Here is a 15458-nt window from a genome sequence, read left to right as displayed (position 1 = left end):
GGACCACCATGAAGTACCGCACGATAGGCGCAGATCCGGCGCATCGCCGTGAGGTGAGCGTGCTCGCGCTCGGCGCGATGCTGTTCGGCTCCCGCACCGACGAGAAGACCTCCTTCGCCGTGCTCGACCGCTATGTCGAGGCCGGCGGGAACTTCATCGACACGTCCGACAACTACGCCTTCTGGACCGACGGCAGCCAGGGCGGCCAGAGCGAGAAGCTGCTCGGCCGGTGGCGGCGCAGCCGCGGCATCGGCGACGAGATCGTGATCGCCACCAAGCTCGGCGCCCGCCCGCTGGCACCCGGCACGGGGTTCGTCGACAACCCGGAAGGCCTGTCGGCGAAGGTCATCCGCGAATCGGCCGAGCGCAGCCGCGAACGCCTCGGCGTGGACAAGCTCGATCTGCTGTACGCGCACATCGAGGACCAGAGCGTTCCACTACAGGAAACCGTCGAAGGATTCGCCGAGTTGGTGGCCGAGGGCACCGTCGGTCTCCTGGGCGTCAGTAACCACTCCGCCTGGCGGGTGGAACGGTCCCGCGCGCTCGCCGCCGCGGCCGGACTGCCCGGCTACGAGGTCCTCCAGTACCAGCACAGCTATCTGCGCCCCCGGACCGACGTACCGTCCGACCTCTTCCCCGACGGCAGCCTCGGCAGCGCCGGCCCGGACCTGCTCGGCTACCTGCGCGCCGAGCCCGCCCTCACCCTGGTCGCCTACTCACCGCTGCTGGCCGGCGCCTACACCCGCGAGGACAAACCGCTGCCCGCCGACTACGACCACCCGGGCACCCCGGCCCGCCTCGCCGCGCTGCGGGAGGTGGCGAAGGAGACTGGGGCGAGCGTCAACCAGGTCGTACTGGCGTGGCAGTTGGGCGGGACGCTGCCGATCGTCCCGCTCGCGGGGGCGTCGTCGGTGGCCCAGTTGGAGGAGAACCTCGCCGCCGTGGACCTGGAGTTGACGGCGGAGCAGCGGCAACTCCTCGACTCCGCCGTGTAGTTCAGGGCCTGACCAGCAGCTGGAAGTCGAACGCGTACCGCGACGCCCGGTAGATGTGCGTCCCGTACTCGACCGCCCGCCCCGTGTCGTCGTACGCCGTGCGCTGCATGGTGAGCAGTGCCGCGCCCTCCTTCTCGTCGAGGCGGGTGGCCTCCGCGGGGGTGGCCGAGCGGGCGCCTATCGTCTGGCGGGCGCTGTGCAGGGTGATGCCGGCGGTGCGCAGCATCCGGTACAGGCCCGTCGACTCCAGCCGGGCGGTGTCGAGTTGGAGCAGGTTCGCCGGGAGGTAGTTGCAGAGGAACGCCACCGGCTGGCCGTGCGTGGAGCGCAGCCGTTCCAGCAGGGTGACCTCGCTGCCCTCCGGGACACCGAGGGCGGCCGCGACATCCGCGGTCGCGGGCACGCCCTCGTTGCGCAGCACCTCCGTGGTCGGGCCCTGTCCGGCCGACTCCAGGTCGTCGTAGAGGCTGCTGAGTTCCAGCGGTCTCTTGACCTGGCTGTGCACCACCTGCGTGCCGACCCCGCGCCGCCGCACCAACAGCCCCTTGTCCACCAGGGATTGGATGGCCTGGCGGACGGTGGGGCGGGACAGGCCGAGGCGTACGGACAGGTCTATCTCGTTGCCCAGGAGGTTGCCCGGCGCCAGCGTCCCGTGCTCGATCGCCGCCTCCAGCTGCTGTGCGAGCTGGTAGTACAGCGGCACCGGACTGTTGCGGTCCAGGGCGAAATGCAGGGCATCGAGCGGGGACCCGTTCGCGGCACGCGCGAAGTCACCGGTCTTCGCCACAGGGGCACCTCCTCACGGATCGTGACGGACAGTCAGGAGTTGCTGGGGAAGCCGAGGTTGATGCCACCGTCGGCCGGGTCAGGCCAGCGGGTGGTGATCACCTTGCCCTGCGTGTAGAAGGCGACGCCGTCGTTGCCGTAGACGTGGAGGTCCCCGAAGAGGGAGTCCTTCCAGCCGCCGAAGGAGTGGTAGCCGACGGGCACCGGGATCGGCACGTTCACGCCGACCATGCCCGCCTTGACCTCCATCTGGAAGCGGCGGGCGGCGCCGCCGTCCCGGGTGAAGATCGCGGTGCCGTTGCCCCAACGGGAGCTGTTGATCAGGGTGATGGCCTCGTCGTACGACTCCGCGCGGACGACGACCAGGACCGGGCCGAAGATCTCGTCCTTGTACGCGTCCGCCGTCAGCGGCACCTTGTCGAGGAGGGAGACGCCGAGGAAGAAGCCGTCCTCGTGGCCCTCGACCGAGAGGCCGGTGCCGTCCACGACGACCTCGGCACCCTGCGCGGCGGCCGACGCGACGTACGAGGCGACCTTGTCGCGGTGCTCGCGGGTGATGAGCGGGCCCATCTCGGACGCCGGGTCGTTGCCGGGGCCGATGCGCAGCTTGCCGGCGCGCTCGGCGATCTTGCCGACCAGTTCGTCGCCGGTGTCGCCGACCGCGACCACGACGGAGACGGCCATGCAGCGCTCGCCGGCCGAGCCGTATGCCGCGTTGATCGCCTGGTCTGCCGCGAAGTCGAGGTCCGCGTCCGGCAGGACGAGCATGTGGTTCTTGGCGCCGCCGAGGGCCTGCACGCGCTTGCCGTGCTCAACTGCCTTGAGCTGGATGTACTTGGCGATCGGCGTCGAGCCGACGAAGGAGACGGCCTCGATGTCCGGGTGCTCCAGGAGGCGGTCGACGGCCAGCTTGTCGCCCTGCACGACGTTCAGCACGCCCTGCGGCAGGCCCGCCTCGGAGGCGAGTTCGGCCAGGCGGAAGGAGGCCGAGGGGTCCTTCTCGCTCGGCTTGAGGATGAAGGTGTTGCCGGTCGCGATGGCGATCGGGAACATCCACATCGGCACCATGGCCGGGAAGTTGAAGGGCGTGATGCCCGCAACTACCCCCAGCGGCTGGCGAATTGACGCCACGTCGACGCGCGTGGAGACCTGCGTCGACAGTTCGCCCTTGAGCTGCACGCTGATGCCGCAGGCGAGTTCGACGATCTCCATGCCGCGCGCGACCTCGCCGAGCGCGTCCGAGTGGACCTTGCCGTGCTCGGCGGTGATCAGCTCGGCGATCTCGTCGCGGTGCGCGTCCAGCAGCTCGCGGTACTTGAACAGGATCGCGGTGCGCTTGGCGAGCGAGGCGACGCCCCAGCTCTCGAACGCGGCCTTCGCGGAGGCGACCGCGGCGTCCACCTCGTCGACGGTCGCGAAGCCGACCTGCTTCTCCTGCGCGCCGGTCGCCGGGTTGTAGACGGGACCGAAACGGCCCGAGGTGCTCTCGACGGGCTTGCCGTCGATCCAGTGGGTGATCGTCTTCATGGTGCAAGGGCCTTTCGGGGGAGGGGAGTTCAGAGGTGACGGCGACGGTCGGCGACCTGGCGGTCGTACTCCTCGCGGGCCTGTACGGCGGATGCGCGCGAGGCGGTCTCGGCGACCGGCACGTCCCACCAGGCCGCGGCCGGGGGAGCGGTCGGGGTGGCGGTGTCGGTCTCGACGTAGACGCAGGTCGGCCGGTCGGAGGCGCGGGCCGTGGCGAGCGCCTCGTGCAGTTCGCGCACCGTCTTGGCGCGCAGGACGTCCATGCCGAGGCTGGCCGCGTTGGCGGCGAGGTCGACCGGGAGCGGGGCGCCGGAGAAGGTGCCGTCGGCCGCGCGGTAGCGGTAGGCGGTGCCGAAGCGCTCGCCGCCGACGGACTCGGAGAGGCCGCCGATGGAGGCGTAGCCGTGGTTCTGGATCAGGACCAGGTTGACCGGGAGGCCTTCCTGGACCGCAGTGACGATCTCGGTCGGCATCATCAGGTAGGTGCCGTCGCCGACCAGTGACCAGACGGGGGTGTCGGGGGCGGCCTGCTGGACGCCGATGCCGGCCGGGATCTCGTAGCCCATGCAGGAGAAGCCGTATTCGAGGTGGTACTGGCGCGGGCTGCGGGCTCGCCACAGCTTGTGCAGGTCGCCGGGGAGGGAACCGGCCGCGTTGATGACCACGTCGTCGTCGCCCACGACCGCGTCGAGGGCGCCGAGGAGTTGGGTCTGGGTGGGTACGGCGTTCTCGTCGGGGGCGGTGAACGCGGCGTCAACAACCTGTTCCCACCGCTCCTTGCCCTCGCGGTATTCGGCCTCGTAAACCGAGTTCACACGGTGATCGGCGAGTGCCTCGGTCAACGCGGTGAGCCCGGCCCGCGCGTCGCACACCAGGGTGCGCGCCGCGAGCTTGTGGGCGTCGAACGCGGTGATGTTGAGGTTGACGAACCGGACGGCCGGGTTCTGGAACAGGGTGTGGGAGGCCGTCGTGAAGTCCGTGTAGCGGGTGCCGACGCCGATCACCAGGTCCGCCGTGCGCGCGATGTCGTCGCTGACCGCCGTGCCGGTGTGGCCGACGCCGCCCAGGTCGGCCGGGTGGTCGTAGCGGAGCGAGCCCTTGCCCGCCTGGGTGGAGGCGACCGGGATGCCGGTCGCGTCGACGAGCGCCTTGAGCGCGTCCTCGGCCTGGCTGTGGTGGATGCCGCCGCCCGCGACGATCACCGGACGCTCGGCGGCCCGGATCGCCGCGACCGCCTCCGTCAGCTCGAAGGGATCGGCCGCGGGACGCCGTACGTGCCACACGCGGTCGGCGAAGAACTCCTCCGGCCAGTCGTACGCCTCGGCCTGAACGTCCTGCGGCAGAGCGAGAGTCACCGCTCCCGTCTCCACCGGGTCGGCCAGCACGCGCATCGCGTTCAGTGCGGCCGGGATCAGGGCCTCGGGGCGCATGACGCGGTCGAAGTAGCGGGAGACCGGGCGCAGGGTGTCGTTGACCGAGAGGTCGCCCTCGACCGGGTGCTCCAGCTGCTGGAGCAGCGGGTCGGCGGCGCGGGTCGCGAAGAAGTCGCCGGGGAGGAGCAGGACCGGCAGCCGGTTGATCGTGGCCAGGGCGGCGCCCGTGACCAGGTTGGTGGCGCCCGGTCCGATCGACGTCGTGACGGCCTGCGCGGAGAGCCGGTCCAGCTGGCGGGCGTAGCCGACTGCCGCGTGCACCATGGCCTGTTCGTTGCGGCCCTGGTGGAACGGCATCGTGTCCTCGCCGGCTTCGAGCAGCGCCTGTCCGAGTCCGGCAACGTTGCCATGGCCGAAGATGCCCCAGGTGCCGGCGATCAGCCGGTGCCGTACGCCGTCGCGCTCGGTGTACTGGACCGACAGGAACTGCACCAGGGCCTGGGCGACGGTCAGGCGGCGGGTGGGGGTGCTCATCAGGACTTCTCCGGTGCCGTGTAGAGGGGGAGGCGGGGGTCGACGGGCTGCTCGGGCCAGGTGCCGCGGACCCAGGCGTGATCGGGGTGGTCGCAGATCAGCCAGGAGCGGTCGTCCTCGGGACCCGCCATGACGTTGAGGTAGTACATGTGGTGGCCGGGCACCGCCATCGAGGGCCCGTGCCAGCCGTCCGGGATCAACACGACGTCTCCGCCCCGGACTTCGGCCAGGACGTCCGTGTTGCGGCCCTGTCCGGACGGGGAGACGCGCTGGTAGCCGAGACCGGGGGTGCCCTCGTGGTCGGCGAACTCGAAGTAGTAGACCTCTTCGAGGACGGACTCCTCGCCGGGCCGGTGCTCGTCGTGCTTGTGCGGCGGGAAGGAGGACCAGTTCCCGCCGGGCGTGATCACCTCTACGGCGATGAGCTTGTCGCACTCGAAGACGCCGGCCGCGCCGAAGTTGTTGACCTGGCGCGAGCTGTTGCCGGTGCCGCGCAGCTCCACCGGCACCGACGAGGCCGGGCCGTAGCGGGCGGGCAGCCGGCGGGTGCAGCGGGCGCCGGTCAGCGCGAAGCGGCCACCGCCGGGCGACAGGATCGTCGTACGGGAGTCGCGGGGCACGTACGCGAAGTCGCTCACGGCGGTGAACACGCTCTCGCGGCCGTGGAGTTCGAAGGTGTCGTGGCCGAAGTCGTCGGCGGCGGAGACCGTGCAGGCGCCGCTGAGCGGGACGACGATCCACTCGCTGTCGTCGGTGTCGAAGGTGTGGGTGCCGCCCGGCGGCAGCTCCAGGACCCGCAGGCTGGAGTAGCCCCAGGCCGCCGACTCGGGGGTGACGTCCACGACGTAGGGGCCGCCGAGTGCCTTGCCCGCGGGAAGGTGGTACGCGCTCGTCATGGTGTGCCTCCGGTTCACAACAGACCTACGGCGGTGTCCACCGCCGTCTCCACGCCGCCGTCGGCGGGGTAGAGCAGGGAGCGGCCCACGACCAGGCCCTGGACGGTGGGCAGGCGCAGCGTCTTGCGCCACTTCTCGTACGCGCCCTCCTGGTCGTCGCCGACCTCGCCGCCGAGCAGGACGACGGGCAGGGTCGACGTCTCCAGGACCTCGGCCATGTCGTCCGGGTCGTCGGTGACGGGCAGTTTCAGCCAGGTGTAGGCGGAGGTGCCGCCCAGGCCCGAGGAGATCGCGATCGAGCGGGTCACGGCCTCGGCGGACAGGTCGTTGCGGACCTTGCCGTCGACGCGGCGGGATATGAACGGCTCGACGAACAGCGGGAGTTGGCGCGCCGCCATGTCGTCGATGGCGCGGGCGGTGGACTCCAGGGTGGTCAGCGAGCCCGGGTCGTCGTAGTCGATGCGGAGCAGCAGCTTGCCCGCGTCGAAGCGGAGCCGGGCGATGTCCTCGGCGCGGTGGCCGGTGAACCGGTCGTCCATCTCGAAGGCGGCGCCGGACAGGCCGCCGCGGTTCATCGAGCCCATCACGACCTTGCCGTCCAGGACGCCGAGGAGGAGCAGGTCCTCCAGGATGTCGGCGGTGGCGAGCACCCCGTCGACGCCGGGCCGGGAGAGCGCGATGCAGAGGCGTTCCAGCAGGTCGGCGCGGTTCGCCATGGCCGTGCGGCGGTCGCCGACGCCGAGCGCGCCGCGGGCCGGGTGGTCGGCGGCCACGATCATCAGGCGGCCGTTGTCGCCCAGCAGCGGGCGGCGCACCCGGCGGGCGGCCGCCTCGGCGATCGCCTCCGGGTGCCGGGCTCTGACCGTGACCAGGTCGGGAATGCTGATGCTCAAGAGAAGCTCCGTTCAGGGAAGGCTCGGGCGGCCATGGGGTCAGCCGCCCACGCGCGCGCCGGCGAGGAGGTCCTCGACCTCGGACTCGGTGGGCATCGCGGTGGAGCAGGCGAGACGGGAGGCGACGAGGGCGCCGGCCGCGTTGGCGAACCGCATGGACCGTTCCAGGTCCCAGCCGGACAGCAGCCCGTGGCACAGCGAGCCGCCGAAGGCGTCGCCCGCGCCGAGGCCGTTGAGCACCTCGACCGGGACCGGTGGCACCTCGGCGGTCGTGCCGTCGCGGTGCACGGCCAGGACGCCCTTGGGGCCCTGCTTGACGACGGCGAGTTCCACGCCCGCGTCGAGCAGCGCCTGGGCGCAGGCGCGGGGCTCGCGGACGCCGGTGGCGATCTCGCACTCGTCGAGGTTGCCGACCGCGACCGTCGCGTGGCGCAGGGCCTCGGCGTAGTACGGGCGGGCTTCCTCGGGGTCCTTCCAGAACATCGGGCGCCAGTCGAGGTCGAAGACCGTGGTGCCCGCCTTGTCGCGCGCCTTGAGGGCGGCGAGGGTGGCGGAGCGGCTGGGCTCCTCGCTCAGGCCGGTGCCGGTGATCCAGAAGACGCGGGCCTGGCGGATCGCGAAGTAGTCCAGCTCCTCGGTGCGGATCTCCAGGTCGGGCGCCTTGGGCTGCCGGTAGAAGTACAGCGGGAAGTCGTCCGGCGGGAAGATCTCGCAGAACGTGACCGGGGTCGGGTACTCCGCGACGGGCGTGACCCAGCGGTCGTCGACCCCGAAGTCCTTGAGGGCCTCGTGCAGATACGTCCCGAAGGGATCGTCGCCTGTGCGGGTGATCACCGCGGCGGTCCGGCCGAGCCGGGCGGCCGCTACCGCCACATTGCTCGCGGAACCCCCGAGGAACTTGCCGAACGTCTCCACACGGGCCAGCGGTACGCCAGACTGCAACGGGTAGAGATCGACCCCGATGCGGCCCATGGTGATCAGATCGAAGGACTGGGCTGACTCGGCCATGCGCGACACTCCTCTGAGCTGCTGGGGGTGGGCGGGTCCCAGGGGCCTGCCGCCTCCCAGGTGTAGGTCTCGGAGGGGCCTCGTGTCAATAGTTTGTACTTACATTCGGACCTGCTCGTGAAATGATGTCTTAACAAAGTATTGACAGCGGACGCGACCGGGGATTTGATTCCGTCCCAGCGCAACAGCCGTGTTTCGCGGCAAACGACCCGGGGTCGACAGGCCCCGAGCCCGGATTTCTGCGATCATGACTCCCTTTCCCCTGAAGCACAGTGAGGTGCAGGAAAGATGGACCGTTCCACTTACTCCCGCTCGCGCAGAATGGCCCCCTTCGTGGCGGTTGCCGCGGCAGCGGCCCTGACCCTCGCCGGCTGCTCCAGCAGCTCGGGCGGAAAGAAGGCCACGGAGGACAGCTCCGGCGCCTCCGCGGGCAAGGCGAGCACCCCTCGTATGACCGTCGCCCTGGTCACGCACCAGGCGCCCGGCGACACGTTCTGGGACATCGTCCGCAAGGGCGCCCAGGCCGCCGCCGACAAGGACAACATCAAGCTCGTCTACTCGGCCGACCCGAACGCGGGCAACCAGTCCAACCTGGTGCAGAACGCGATCGACCAGAAGGTCGACGGCATCGCGGTCACCCTCGCCAAGCCCGACGCCCTGAAGGACGTCATCGGCAAGGCGAAGTCCGCGAACATACCCGTCGTGGGCCTCAACTCCGGTCTCAGCGACTGGAAGAAGCTCGGACTGCTGGAGTTCTTCGGCCAGGACGAGACGGTGGCCGGCGAGGCGCTCGGCAAGCGGCTGAACGCGGAAGGCGCCAAGAAGGCCGTCTGTGTCATCCAGGAGCAGGGCAACATCGGCCTGACCCAGCGCTGCGCCGGTGTGAAGAAGACCTTCACCGGCACGACCGAGGTCCTCAACGTCAACGGCACGGACATGCCGTCGGTGAAGTCGACGATCACGGCCAAGCTCACCCAGGACAAGTCCATCGACTACGTCGTCACCCTGGGCGCCCCGTTCGCCATGACGGCCGTGCAGTCGCTGGCCGACGCGGGCAGCAAGGCCAAGGTCGCCACCTTCGACCTGAACAGCACGCTGACGGGTGCCATCAAGAAGGGCACCGTCCAGTTCGCGGTGGATCAGCAGCCGTACCTCCAGGGCTACTTGGCGGTCGACTCCCTGTGGCTCTACAAGAACAACGGCAACTACAGCGGCGGCGGTGAGCAGCCCGTACTGACCGGCCCGGCCTTCGTCGACAAGACCAACGTCGACGCCGTCGCGAAGTACGCCGCCAACGGAACCCGGTGATGAGTATGACCCAGCACGCCGAGCCGGCGGTGACCTCACCGCCGGCCCCCGGCCCCAAGGAAACCGACGGCCGGACCGCTGAACGGCCCCTGGCACTACGGCTGTTGGCCCGTCCCGAGGTGGGTGTCTTCCTCGGCGCCGCCGCGGTGTACGTGTTCTTCCTGATCGCCGCCCCGCCGGTGCGCGAGGGCGCCGCGATGGCGAACATCCTCTACAGCTCGTCGACGATCGGCATCATGGCGCTGCCGGTCGCCCTGCTGATGATCGGCGGGGAGTTCGACCTCTCCGCCGGTGTCGCGGTCATCACCTCGGCGCTGACCGCGAGCATGCTCAGCTACCAACTCACCATGAACGTGTGGGTCGGTGTGGTCGTCGCGCTGCTGGTGTCGCTGGGGATCGGCTTCCTCAACGGCTGGATGGTCGTCAAGACCGGACTGCCGAGCTTCCTGATCACGCTGGGCAGCTTCCTGATCCTCCAGGGCGTGAACCTCGCGGTGACGAAGCTGGTCACCGGGAACGTGGCGACCGACGACATCAGCAACATGGACGGCTTCGGCCAGGCCAAGAAGATCTTCGCGGCGTCGTTCGACATCGGCGGCGTCGATGTGAAGATCACGATCTTCTACTGGCTGGTGTTCGCGGCGATCGCCTCCTGGGTGCTGCTGCGCACGAAGTACGGCAACTGGATCTTCGCGGTCGGCGGCAACAAGGACTCCGCGCGGGCCGTGGGTGTGCCCGTGGCGTTCACGAAGATCTCCCTGTTCATGCTGGTCGGCCTGGGTGCCTGGTTCGTGGGCATGCACCAGCTGTTCACCTTCAACACCGTGCAGTCCGGCGAGGGTGTCGGCCAGGAGCTGATCTACATCTCCGCGGCCGTCATCGGCGGCTGTCTGCTGACCGGCGGCGCCGGCTCGGCGATCGGCCCCGTCTTCGGCGCGTTCATGTTCGGCATGGTGCAGCAGGGCATCGTCTACGCCGGCTGGAACCCCGACTGGTTCAAGGCGTTCCTCGGCGTGATGCTGCTCGGCGCCGTCCTCATCAATCTGTGGGTCCAGCGCACCGCGACCCGGAGGTGACCTTCATGGCAAGCAACGAATCCGGCACTCACGGCGCCATCCTCGAAGACAAGGCGCCGAGCGACGCGGACGCGCCGATCGTCCAACTGCGCAACGCGGGCAAGGCGTACGGCAACGTCCGCGCCCTGCACGGCGTCGACCTCGCGGTCCGCCCGGGCCAGGTCACCTGTGTGCTGGGTGACAACGGCGCGGGCAAGTCGACCCTGATCAAGATCATCTCCGGGCTGCACCAGCACACGGAGGGCGAGTTCCTCGTCGACGGCGGGGCGGTGCACTTCACCACCCCGCGGCAGGCTCTGGACCGCGGCATCGCGACCGTCTACCAGGACCTGGCCGTCGTGCCGCTGATGCCGGTGTGGCGCAACTTCTTCCTCGGCTCGGAGATGACGAAGGGCCCCTGGCCGGTCCGCCGTCTCGACATCGAGCGGATGAAGAAGACCGCGGACGAAGAACTGCGCAACATGGGCATCGTCCTGGACAACCTGGACCAGCCCATCGGCACCCTCTCCGGCGGCCAGCGCCAGTGTGTGGCCATCGCCCGCGCCGTCTACTTCGGCGCCCGCGTCCTGATCCTGGACGAGCCGACCGCCGCGCTGGGTGTCAAGCAGTCCGGTGTGGTGCTGAAGTACGTGGCCGCGGCGCGGGAACGCGGTCTCGGCGTCATCTTCATCACCCACAACCCGCACCACGCCTACATGGTCGGCGACCACTTCAGCGTCCTGCGCCTGGGCACGATGGAGTTGTCGGCGGAGCGCAGCGAGATCACCCTCGAAGAGCTCACGAACCACATGGCCGGCGGCACCGAACTCGCCGCGCTCAAGCACGAGTTGTCGCAGGTGCGCGGTGTCGACGTCGAGGAGCTCCCCGACGCGAAGTCCCTGAAGGCGCCGGTGGCCGCGTCTCCCGAAGGGGCCGCCTGACATGTCGGACCGTCCCTTCCTGGACCGCATCCGGGTCGGCTCCGCACCCGACTCGTGGGGCGTGTGGTTCCCGGACGACCCCCAACAGGTGCCGTGGGAACGGTTCCTGGACGAGGTCGCGCAGGCCGGCTACTCCTGGATCGAGCTGGGACCGTACGGCTATCTGCCGACCGACCCGGCCCGGCTCACGGACGAGATCGCCCGACGTGACCTGAAGGTCTCGGCGGGCACGGTCTTCACCGGCCTGCACCGGGGTCCCTCGGTCTGGGACGAGACATGGGAGCACGTCGGCCAAGTCGCCGCGCTCACCCAGGAGATGGGCGCGCGGCACCTGGTCGTCATCCCCTCCTTCTGGCGGGACGACAAGACCGCCGAGATCCTGGAGCCGCCGGAGCTGACCGGCGAGCAGTGGGCCCACCTCACCAAGGGCATGGAGCGACTCGGGCACGAGGTGAAGGAGGCGTACGGGCTCGACATCGTCGTCCACCCGCACGCCGACACCCATCTCGACACCGAGGACCACGTCGAGCGCTTCCTCGACTCGACCGACTCCGAACTGGTCAACCTCTGTCTGGACACCGGGCATTACGCCTACTGCGGCGGCGACAGCGTCAAGCTGATCGAGGCGTACGGCGAACGCATCGGCTATCTGCACCTCAAGCAGGTCGACCCGGAGATCCTCGCCGACGTCGTCAGGAACGAGGTGCCGTTCGGACCGGCCGTGGCGCGCGGAGTGATGTGCGAACCGCCGTCCGGCGTACCGGAGTTGGAGCCGGTGCTGATCGCGGCGCAACGCCTGGGCGTGGAGCTGTTCGCGATCGTCGAGCAGGACATGTATCCCTGCGAGCCGGACAAGCCCCTCCCCATCGCGGAGCGCACCCGCAAGTTCCTCCGTTCCTGCGGTGCCTGACGATTCCCGCGCTGCCTGACGACCCGAAAGGACGGCCGATGGCCGTGAACCCGCGCGACCCGCTCGGAGTGGCAGTCGTCGGAACCGGAAAGATGGGGGCCGACCACGTCCGCAGAATCCAGGACGTGGTCAACGGCGCCCGGGTGAGTGCCGTCGTGGACGTCGACGCCGAGCGCGCCAAACGCATCGCGTCCGGTGTCGACGGCTGCACGGCGTACACCGACCCGGCCGCGGCGATGGCGGCGGCCGACGTCGACGCCGTCCTGATCGCCTCACCGGGCCCGGCCCACGAGGCGGCCCTGCTGACGGCCTTCGAGCACGACCTCCCGGTCCTGTGCGAGAAGCCGCTCACACCGGACGCGGCCTCAGCGCTGCGCGTGATGGAGGCGGAGCTGCGCCTCGGCCACCGCCGGGTGCAGGTCGGCTTCATGCGGCGCTACGACGCCGAATACATGAAACTCAAGTCCCTCCTGGGTACAGGCCAGTTGGGCAGACCGCTCATGCTCCACAACCGGCACCGCAACGCCGCCAGCCCGCCCTTCTTCACCAGTTCCATGCTCATCAGCGACTCCGTGGCCCACGAGACCGACGCGACGCGCTGGCTGCTCGGCCACGAGATCACCGCGGTGACGGTGCTGCGCCCACGCCCCACGGCAAGCGCCCCGGACGACCTCCAGGACCCGCAGTTCGTCGTCTTCGAGACCGACGGCGGCGCGATCGTCGACGTCGAGATGTTCGTCAACTGTGGCTTCGGCTACCAGGTCCAGGCCGAGATCGTCTGCGAACGCGGCACCGCCCGCATCGGCGACGGCCACGCCATGGTCACCAATATGGCCGGCCGCTGGGGCGGCACCATCGCCCAGGACTACGTCGAACGCTTCGCCGACGCCTACGACCGCGAGGTCCAGACCTGGGTCGACGCCACCCGCCGCGGCGAGGTGACCGGGCCGAGCGTGTGGGACGGGTACGCGGCGGCGGCCGTGTGCGAGGCGGGGGTACGGGCGTTGGAGGACGGGGTTCGGGTGGAAGTGGAGTTGGTGGAGCGGCCCGAGTTCTATCGGTAGCCGCTCCGGCGAGGCGGTGCCCCTGCAACCAACCGCGCGGTCGCCCGCTGCGTCATCACGTTCGCCCAGGCGCATGCGGAACGCCCGGACGACATCGTCCGGGCGTGGGAGCAGACGGTCGGGGAGCCGTACCCGACCTTCGTCTACCGCAGAATCGACACCCGCGGCCGGGGCGCGAACCCCGCCGCGCGATAGGCCTCGTCGATCAACGTCATCGTCGCGACCGCGTCGTCCGGACCCAGCGGGAGAGGCGCGCCCTCCCTCAACCGGGCGGCGAACGCCTCCAGTTGGTAGGTGTACGACGACCGTCTGCCGAGCCGTTCCGTGCGTTCGCCGTCCGTGGTGCGGATGACGATCCGGTCGTCCAGCTGGGGGAGGACGAAGTTCGGCGCGAAGGCCTCGCCGCGGCTGCCGGTGATCCGGCAACTCATGACCAGTTCGTCGTACGCCATGTGGGAACGGGCGGAGCCCGTGGCGCCGCTGGGGAAGACGAGGTTGGCGTCCAGCCACTCGTCGACGCCCGGGGCGCCCGCGCGTTCGCCGCCGCGGGCCGAGGCGAGACGGGGTGCGCCGCCCGCCCAGGGGGCCAGCATCCGCTGGGCGTGCAGGCTGTAGCAGCCCAGGTCCATCGTGGCGCCGCCGGCCAGGTCCAGGGACCAGCGCGGGTCGGTGTCCGACGGGGCCGGGATCGCGACGAGCGTCTCGACGTGCCGGAGTTCGCCGAGTTCACCGGAGGCCAGCAGCTCGTGCAGGCGCCGGGTGACCGGGTGGAAGAGGTAGTGGAAGGCCTCCATGAAGACCGTTCCGGCTTTGGCGGCGGCCTCCCTCACCTCGACGGCCTCCTCCGCGTTGCTCGCCGACGGCTTCTCCGACAGCACGTGCTTGCCCGCCGCGAGCGCGGCGAGGTTCCACGGTCCGTGCAGGCCGTTGGCGAGCGGGTTGTAGACGACCTCCACCTCCGGGTCGGCGATCAGGTCGGCGTACGAGTCCGCCACCCGTTCGACGCGGTGCGCGGCGGCGTACGCCTCGGCCCGGGACCGGTCGCGCGCGGCCACCGCGACAATGCGGTGGCCGGTCGTCCGGGCGGGACCGATCAGGGAGTTCTCGGTGATCCGAGCCGCTCCCAGTACTCCGATGCGCAGTGGTTCCCGGCCCGGACCGCTCATGCTTCGCGTACCTCCTGGATGGTGACGGGGCGGTGCTCGTGCAGCGACAGGGTGCAGGCGTCGGCGATCCAGCCGGCCTCCAGGGCGTCCGCGACCGTGCACGGCGAGGTGCGGGTGCCGGCCACGACCTCCGTGAACGCGGTGAGTTCGGCACGGTAGGCGGCCGTGAAGCGGTCCATGAAGAAGTCGTGCGGTACGCCCGCCGGGAATGTCACGCCCGGCTCGACCGAGCGCAGCGGCAGCTTGTCCTCCAGGCCCACCGCGATGGAGTCCGTGAAGCCGTGGATCTCCATGCGGACGTCGTAACCCCGGGCGTTGTGGCGGGAGTTGGACACCACCGCGATGGTGCCGTCGTCGAGGGTCAGGATCGCGCCGGTGGTGTCGGCGTCGCCCGCTTCCTTGATGTACTCGGCACCCCGGTTGCCGCCGACCGCGTACACCTCGGTGACCTCGCGGCCCGTCACCCAGCGGATGATGTCGAAGTCGTGCACGGAACAGTCCCGGAAGATGCCCCCGGACGCGGCGATGTACGCGGCCGGCGGCGGCGCCGGGTCCAGCGTGGTGGAGCGCACGGTGTGCAGCTTGCCCAGCTCGCCGGACCGCACGGCGGCGCGCGCGTTGACGAAGCCGGCGTCGAAGCGGCGGTTGTAGCCGATCTGGATCGGCACGCTGCTGCCCTCGACGGCCTTGAGGACCTTGACACCCTCGGCCATCGTCTTGGCGACGGGCTTCTCGCAGAAGACGGGGATGCCCGCCTCGACGGCGGCCAGGATCAGGCCCGGGTGGGCGTCGGTCGCCGCGGCGATCACGACACCGTCGACCCCGGCGGCCAGTACGGCCTCGGGGGAGTCCGCGACCTCGGCGCCGAACCGCTCGGCGGCCTTCTTCGCGGCCTCCGTGAACGGGTCGGCCACGACGAGGGACTCGACGACGTCGAGTCCGGACAGGGTCTCGGCGTGGAAGGCGCCGATGCGGCCGAGGCCGAGGATTCCGATGCGCATG

Annotated in this window: 14 protein-coding genes; 6 read left to right on the top strand and 8 right to left on the bottom strand. The window is 70.2% G+C overall.

Annotated elements, in window-relative coordinates; all coding sequences use genetic code 11:
- Positions 1–8 precede the first annotated feature (8 nt).
- The gene (locus OG194_RS05380) at positions 9–995 is read left to right on the top strand and encodes an aldo/keto reductase (protein ID WP_327399683.1); all 987 of its coding nucleotides are present in this window, start codon (positions 9–11) and stop codon (positions 993–995) included.
- A 1-nt stretch (position 996) separates the two neighbouring features.
- Here OG194_RS05380 and OG194_RS05375 read toward each other — a convergent pair whose 3' ends face one another.
- From OG194_RS05375 to iolC, 6 genes are read right to left on the bottom strand one after another with little or no spacing between them, the layout of a single operon-like run.
- Complete coding sequence (locus OG194_RS05375; protein ID WP_327399682.1) at positions 997–1782, bottom strand: GntR family transcriptional regulator; 786 nt, start codon at positions 1780–1782, stop codon at positions 997–999.
- A gap of 32 nt (positions 1783–1814) precedes the next feature.
- Positions 1815–3308 carry a CoA-acylating methylmalonate-semialdehyde dehydrogenase gene (locus OG194_RS05370; protein ID WP_327399681.1) on the bottom strand — a complete coding sequence of 498 codons (1494 nt, stop codon included), beginning with the start codon at positions 3306–3308 and terminating at the stop codon, positions 1815–1817.
- Between the two features lie 29 nt (positions 3309–3337).
- Positions 3338–5215, bottom strand: a complete 1878-nt coding sequence (gene iolD / locus OG194_RS05365; protein WP_327399680.1) for a 3D-(3,5/4)-trihydroxycyclohexane-1,2-dione acylhydrolase (decyclizing) — start codon at positions 5213–5215, stop codon at positions 3338–3340.
- Positions 5215–6111: a 5-deoxy-glucuronate isomerase gene (iolB, locus tag OG194_RS05360; RefSeq protein ID WP_327399679.1), complete on the bottom strand. Its 897-nt coding sequence runs from the start codon at positions 6109–6111 to the stop codon at positions 5215–5217. The genes iolD and iolB overlap by 1 nt, the downstream gene beginning before the upstream one ends.
- Positions 6112–6125: 14 nt before the next feature.
- Positions 6126–7004, bottom strand: coding sequence for a Cgl0159 family (beta/alpha)8-fold protein (locus OG194_RS05355; RefSeq protein WP_327399678.1), 879 nt, complete (start codon positions 7002–7004; stop codon positions 6126–6128).
- Positions 7005–7043: 39 nt separating this feature from the next.
- Positions 7044–8012 carry a 5-dehydro-2-deoxygluconokinase gene (gene iolC, locus OG194_RS05350; protein WP_327399677.1) on the bottom strand — a complete coding sequence of 323 codons (969 nt, stop codon included), beginning with the start codon at positions 8010–8012 and terminating at the stop codon, positions 7044–7046.
- 288 nt (positions 8013–8300) lie between these two features.
- Here iolC and OG194_RS05345 point away from each other — a divergent pair, with 288 nt between their 5' ends.
- Genes OG194_RS05345 through OG194_RS05325 form a run of 5 tightly spaced genes read left to right on the top strand, consistent with a single transcriptional unit; the run spans position 8301 to position 13290 of the window.
- Positions 8301–9320: a sugar ABC transporter substrate-binding protein gene (locus tag OG194_RS05345; protein ID WP_327399676.1), complete on the top strand. Its 1020-nt coding sequence runs from the start codon at positions 8301–8303 to the stop codon at positions 9318–9320.
- Positions 9320–10396: an ABC transporter permease gene (locus OG194_RS05340; RefSeq protein WP_327399675.1), complete on the top strand. Its 1077-nt coding sequence runs from the start codon at positions 9320–9322 to the stop codon at positions 10394–10396. Before OG194_RS05345 ends, OG194_RS05340 begins: the two co-directional genes overlap by 1 nt.
- 5 nt (positions 10397–10401) lie before the next feature.
- Positions 10402–11316 carry an ATP-binding cassette domain-containing protein gene (locus OG194_RS05335; protein WP_327399674.1) on the top strand — a complete coding sequence of 305 codons (915 nt, stop codon included), beginning with the start codon at positions 10402–10404 and terminating at the stop codon, positions 11314–11316.
- Position 11317: 1 nt separating this feature from the next.
- Positions 11318–12226 (top strand): sugar phosphate isomerase/epimerase family protein, encoded by a 909-nt coding sequence (locus tag OG194_RS05330; protein WP_327399673.1) that lies wholly within the window; start codon positions 11318–11320, stop codon positions 12224–12226.
- A 38-nt stretch (positions 12227–12264) separates the two neighbouring features.
- Positions 12265–13290 carry a Gfo/Idh/MocA family protein gene (locus OG194_RS05325; RefSeq protein WP_327399672.1) on the top strand — a complete coding sequence of 342 codons (1026 nt, stop codon included), beginning with the start codon at positions 12265–12267 and terminating at the stop codon, positions 13288–13290.
- A 143-nt stretch (positions 13291–13433) separates the two neighbouring features.
- On the opposite strand, the gene OG194_RS05320 is transcribed toward OG194_RS05325, so the two are convergent.
- Together OG194_RS05320 and OG194_RS05315 are read right to left on the bottom strand one after the other, a co-directional pair.
- The gene (locus OG194_RS05320; RefSeq protein ID WP_327399671.1) at positions 13434–14456 is read right to left on the bottom strand and encodes a Gfo/Idh/MocA family protein; all 1023 of its coding nucleotides are present in this window, start codon (positions 14454–14456) and stop codon (positions 13434–13436) included.
- Positions 14453–15457, bottom strand: coding sequence for a Gfo/Idh/MocA family protein (locus tag OG194_RS05315; protein ID WP_327399670.1), 1005 nt, complete (start codon positions 15455–15457; stop codon positions 14453–14455). Before OG194_RS05315 ends, OG194_RS05320 begins: the two co-directional genes overlap by 4 nt.
- Position 15458: the final 1 nt, after the last annotated feature.

Source organism: Streptomyces sp. NBC_01288, from assembly GCF_035982055.1.
GTDB lineage: Bacteria > Actinomycetota > Actinomycetes > Streptomycetales > Streptomycetaceae > Streptomyces.
This window is presented reverse-complemented; position numbering and strand designations above follow the sequence as displayed.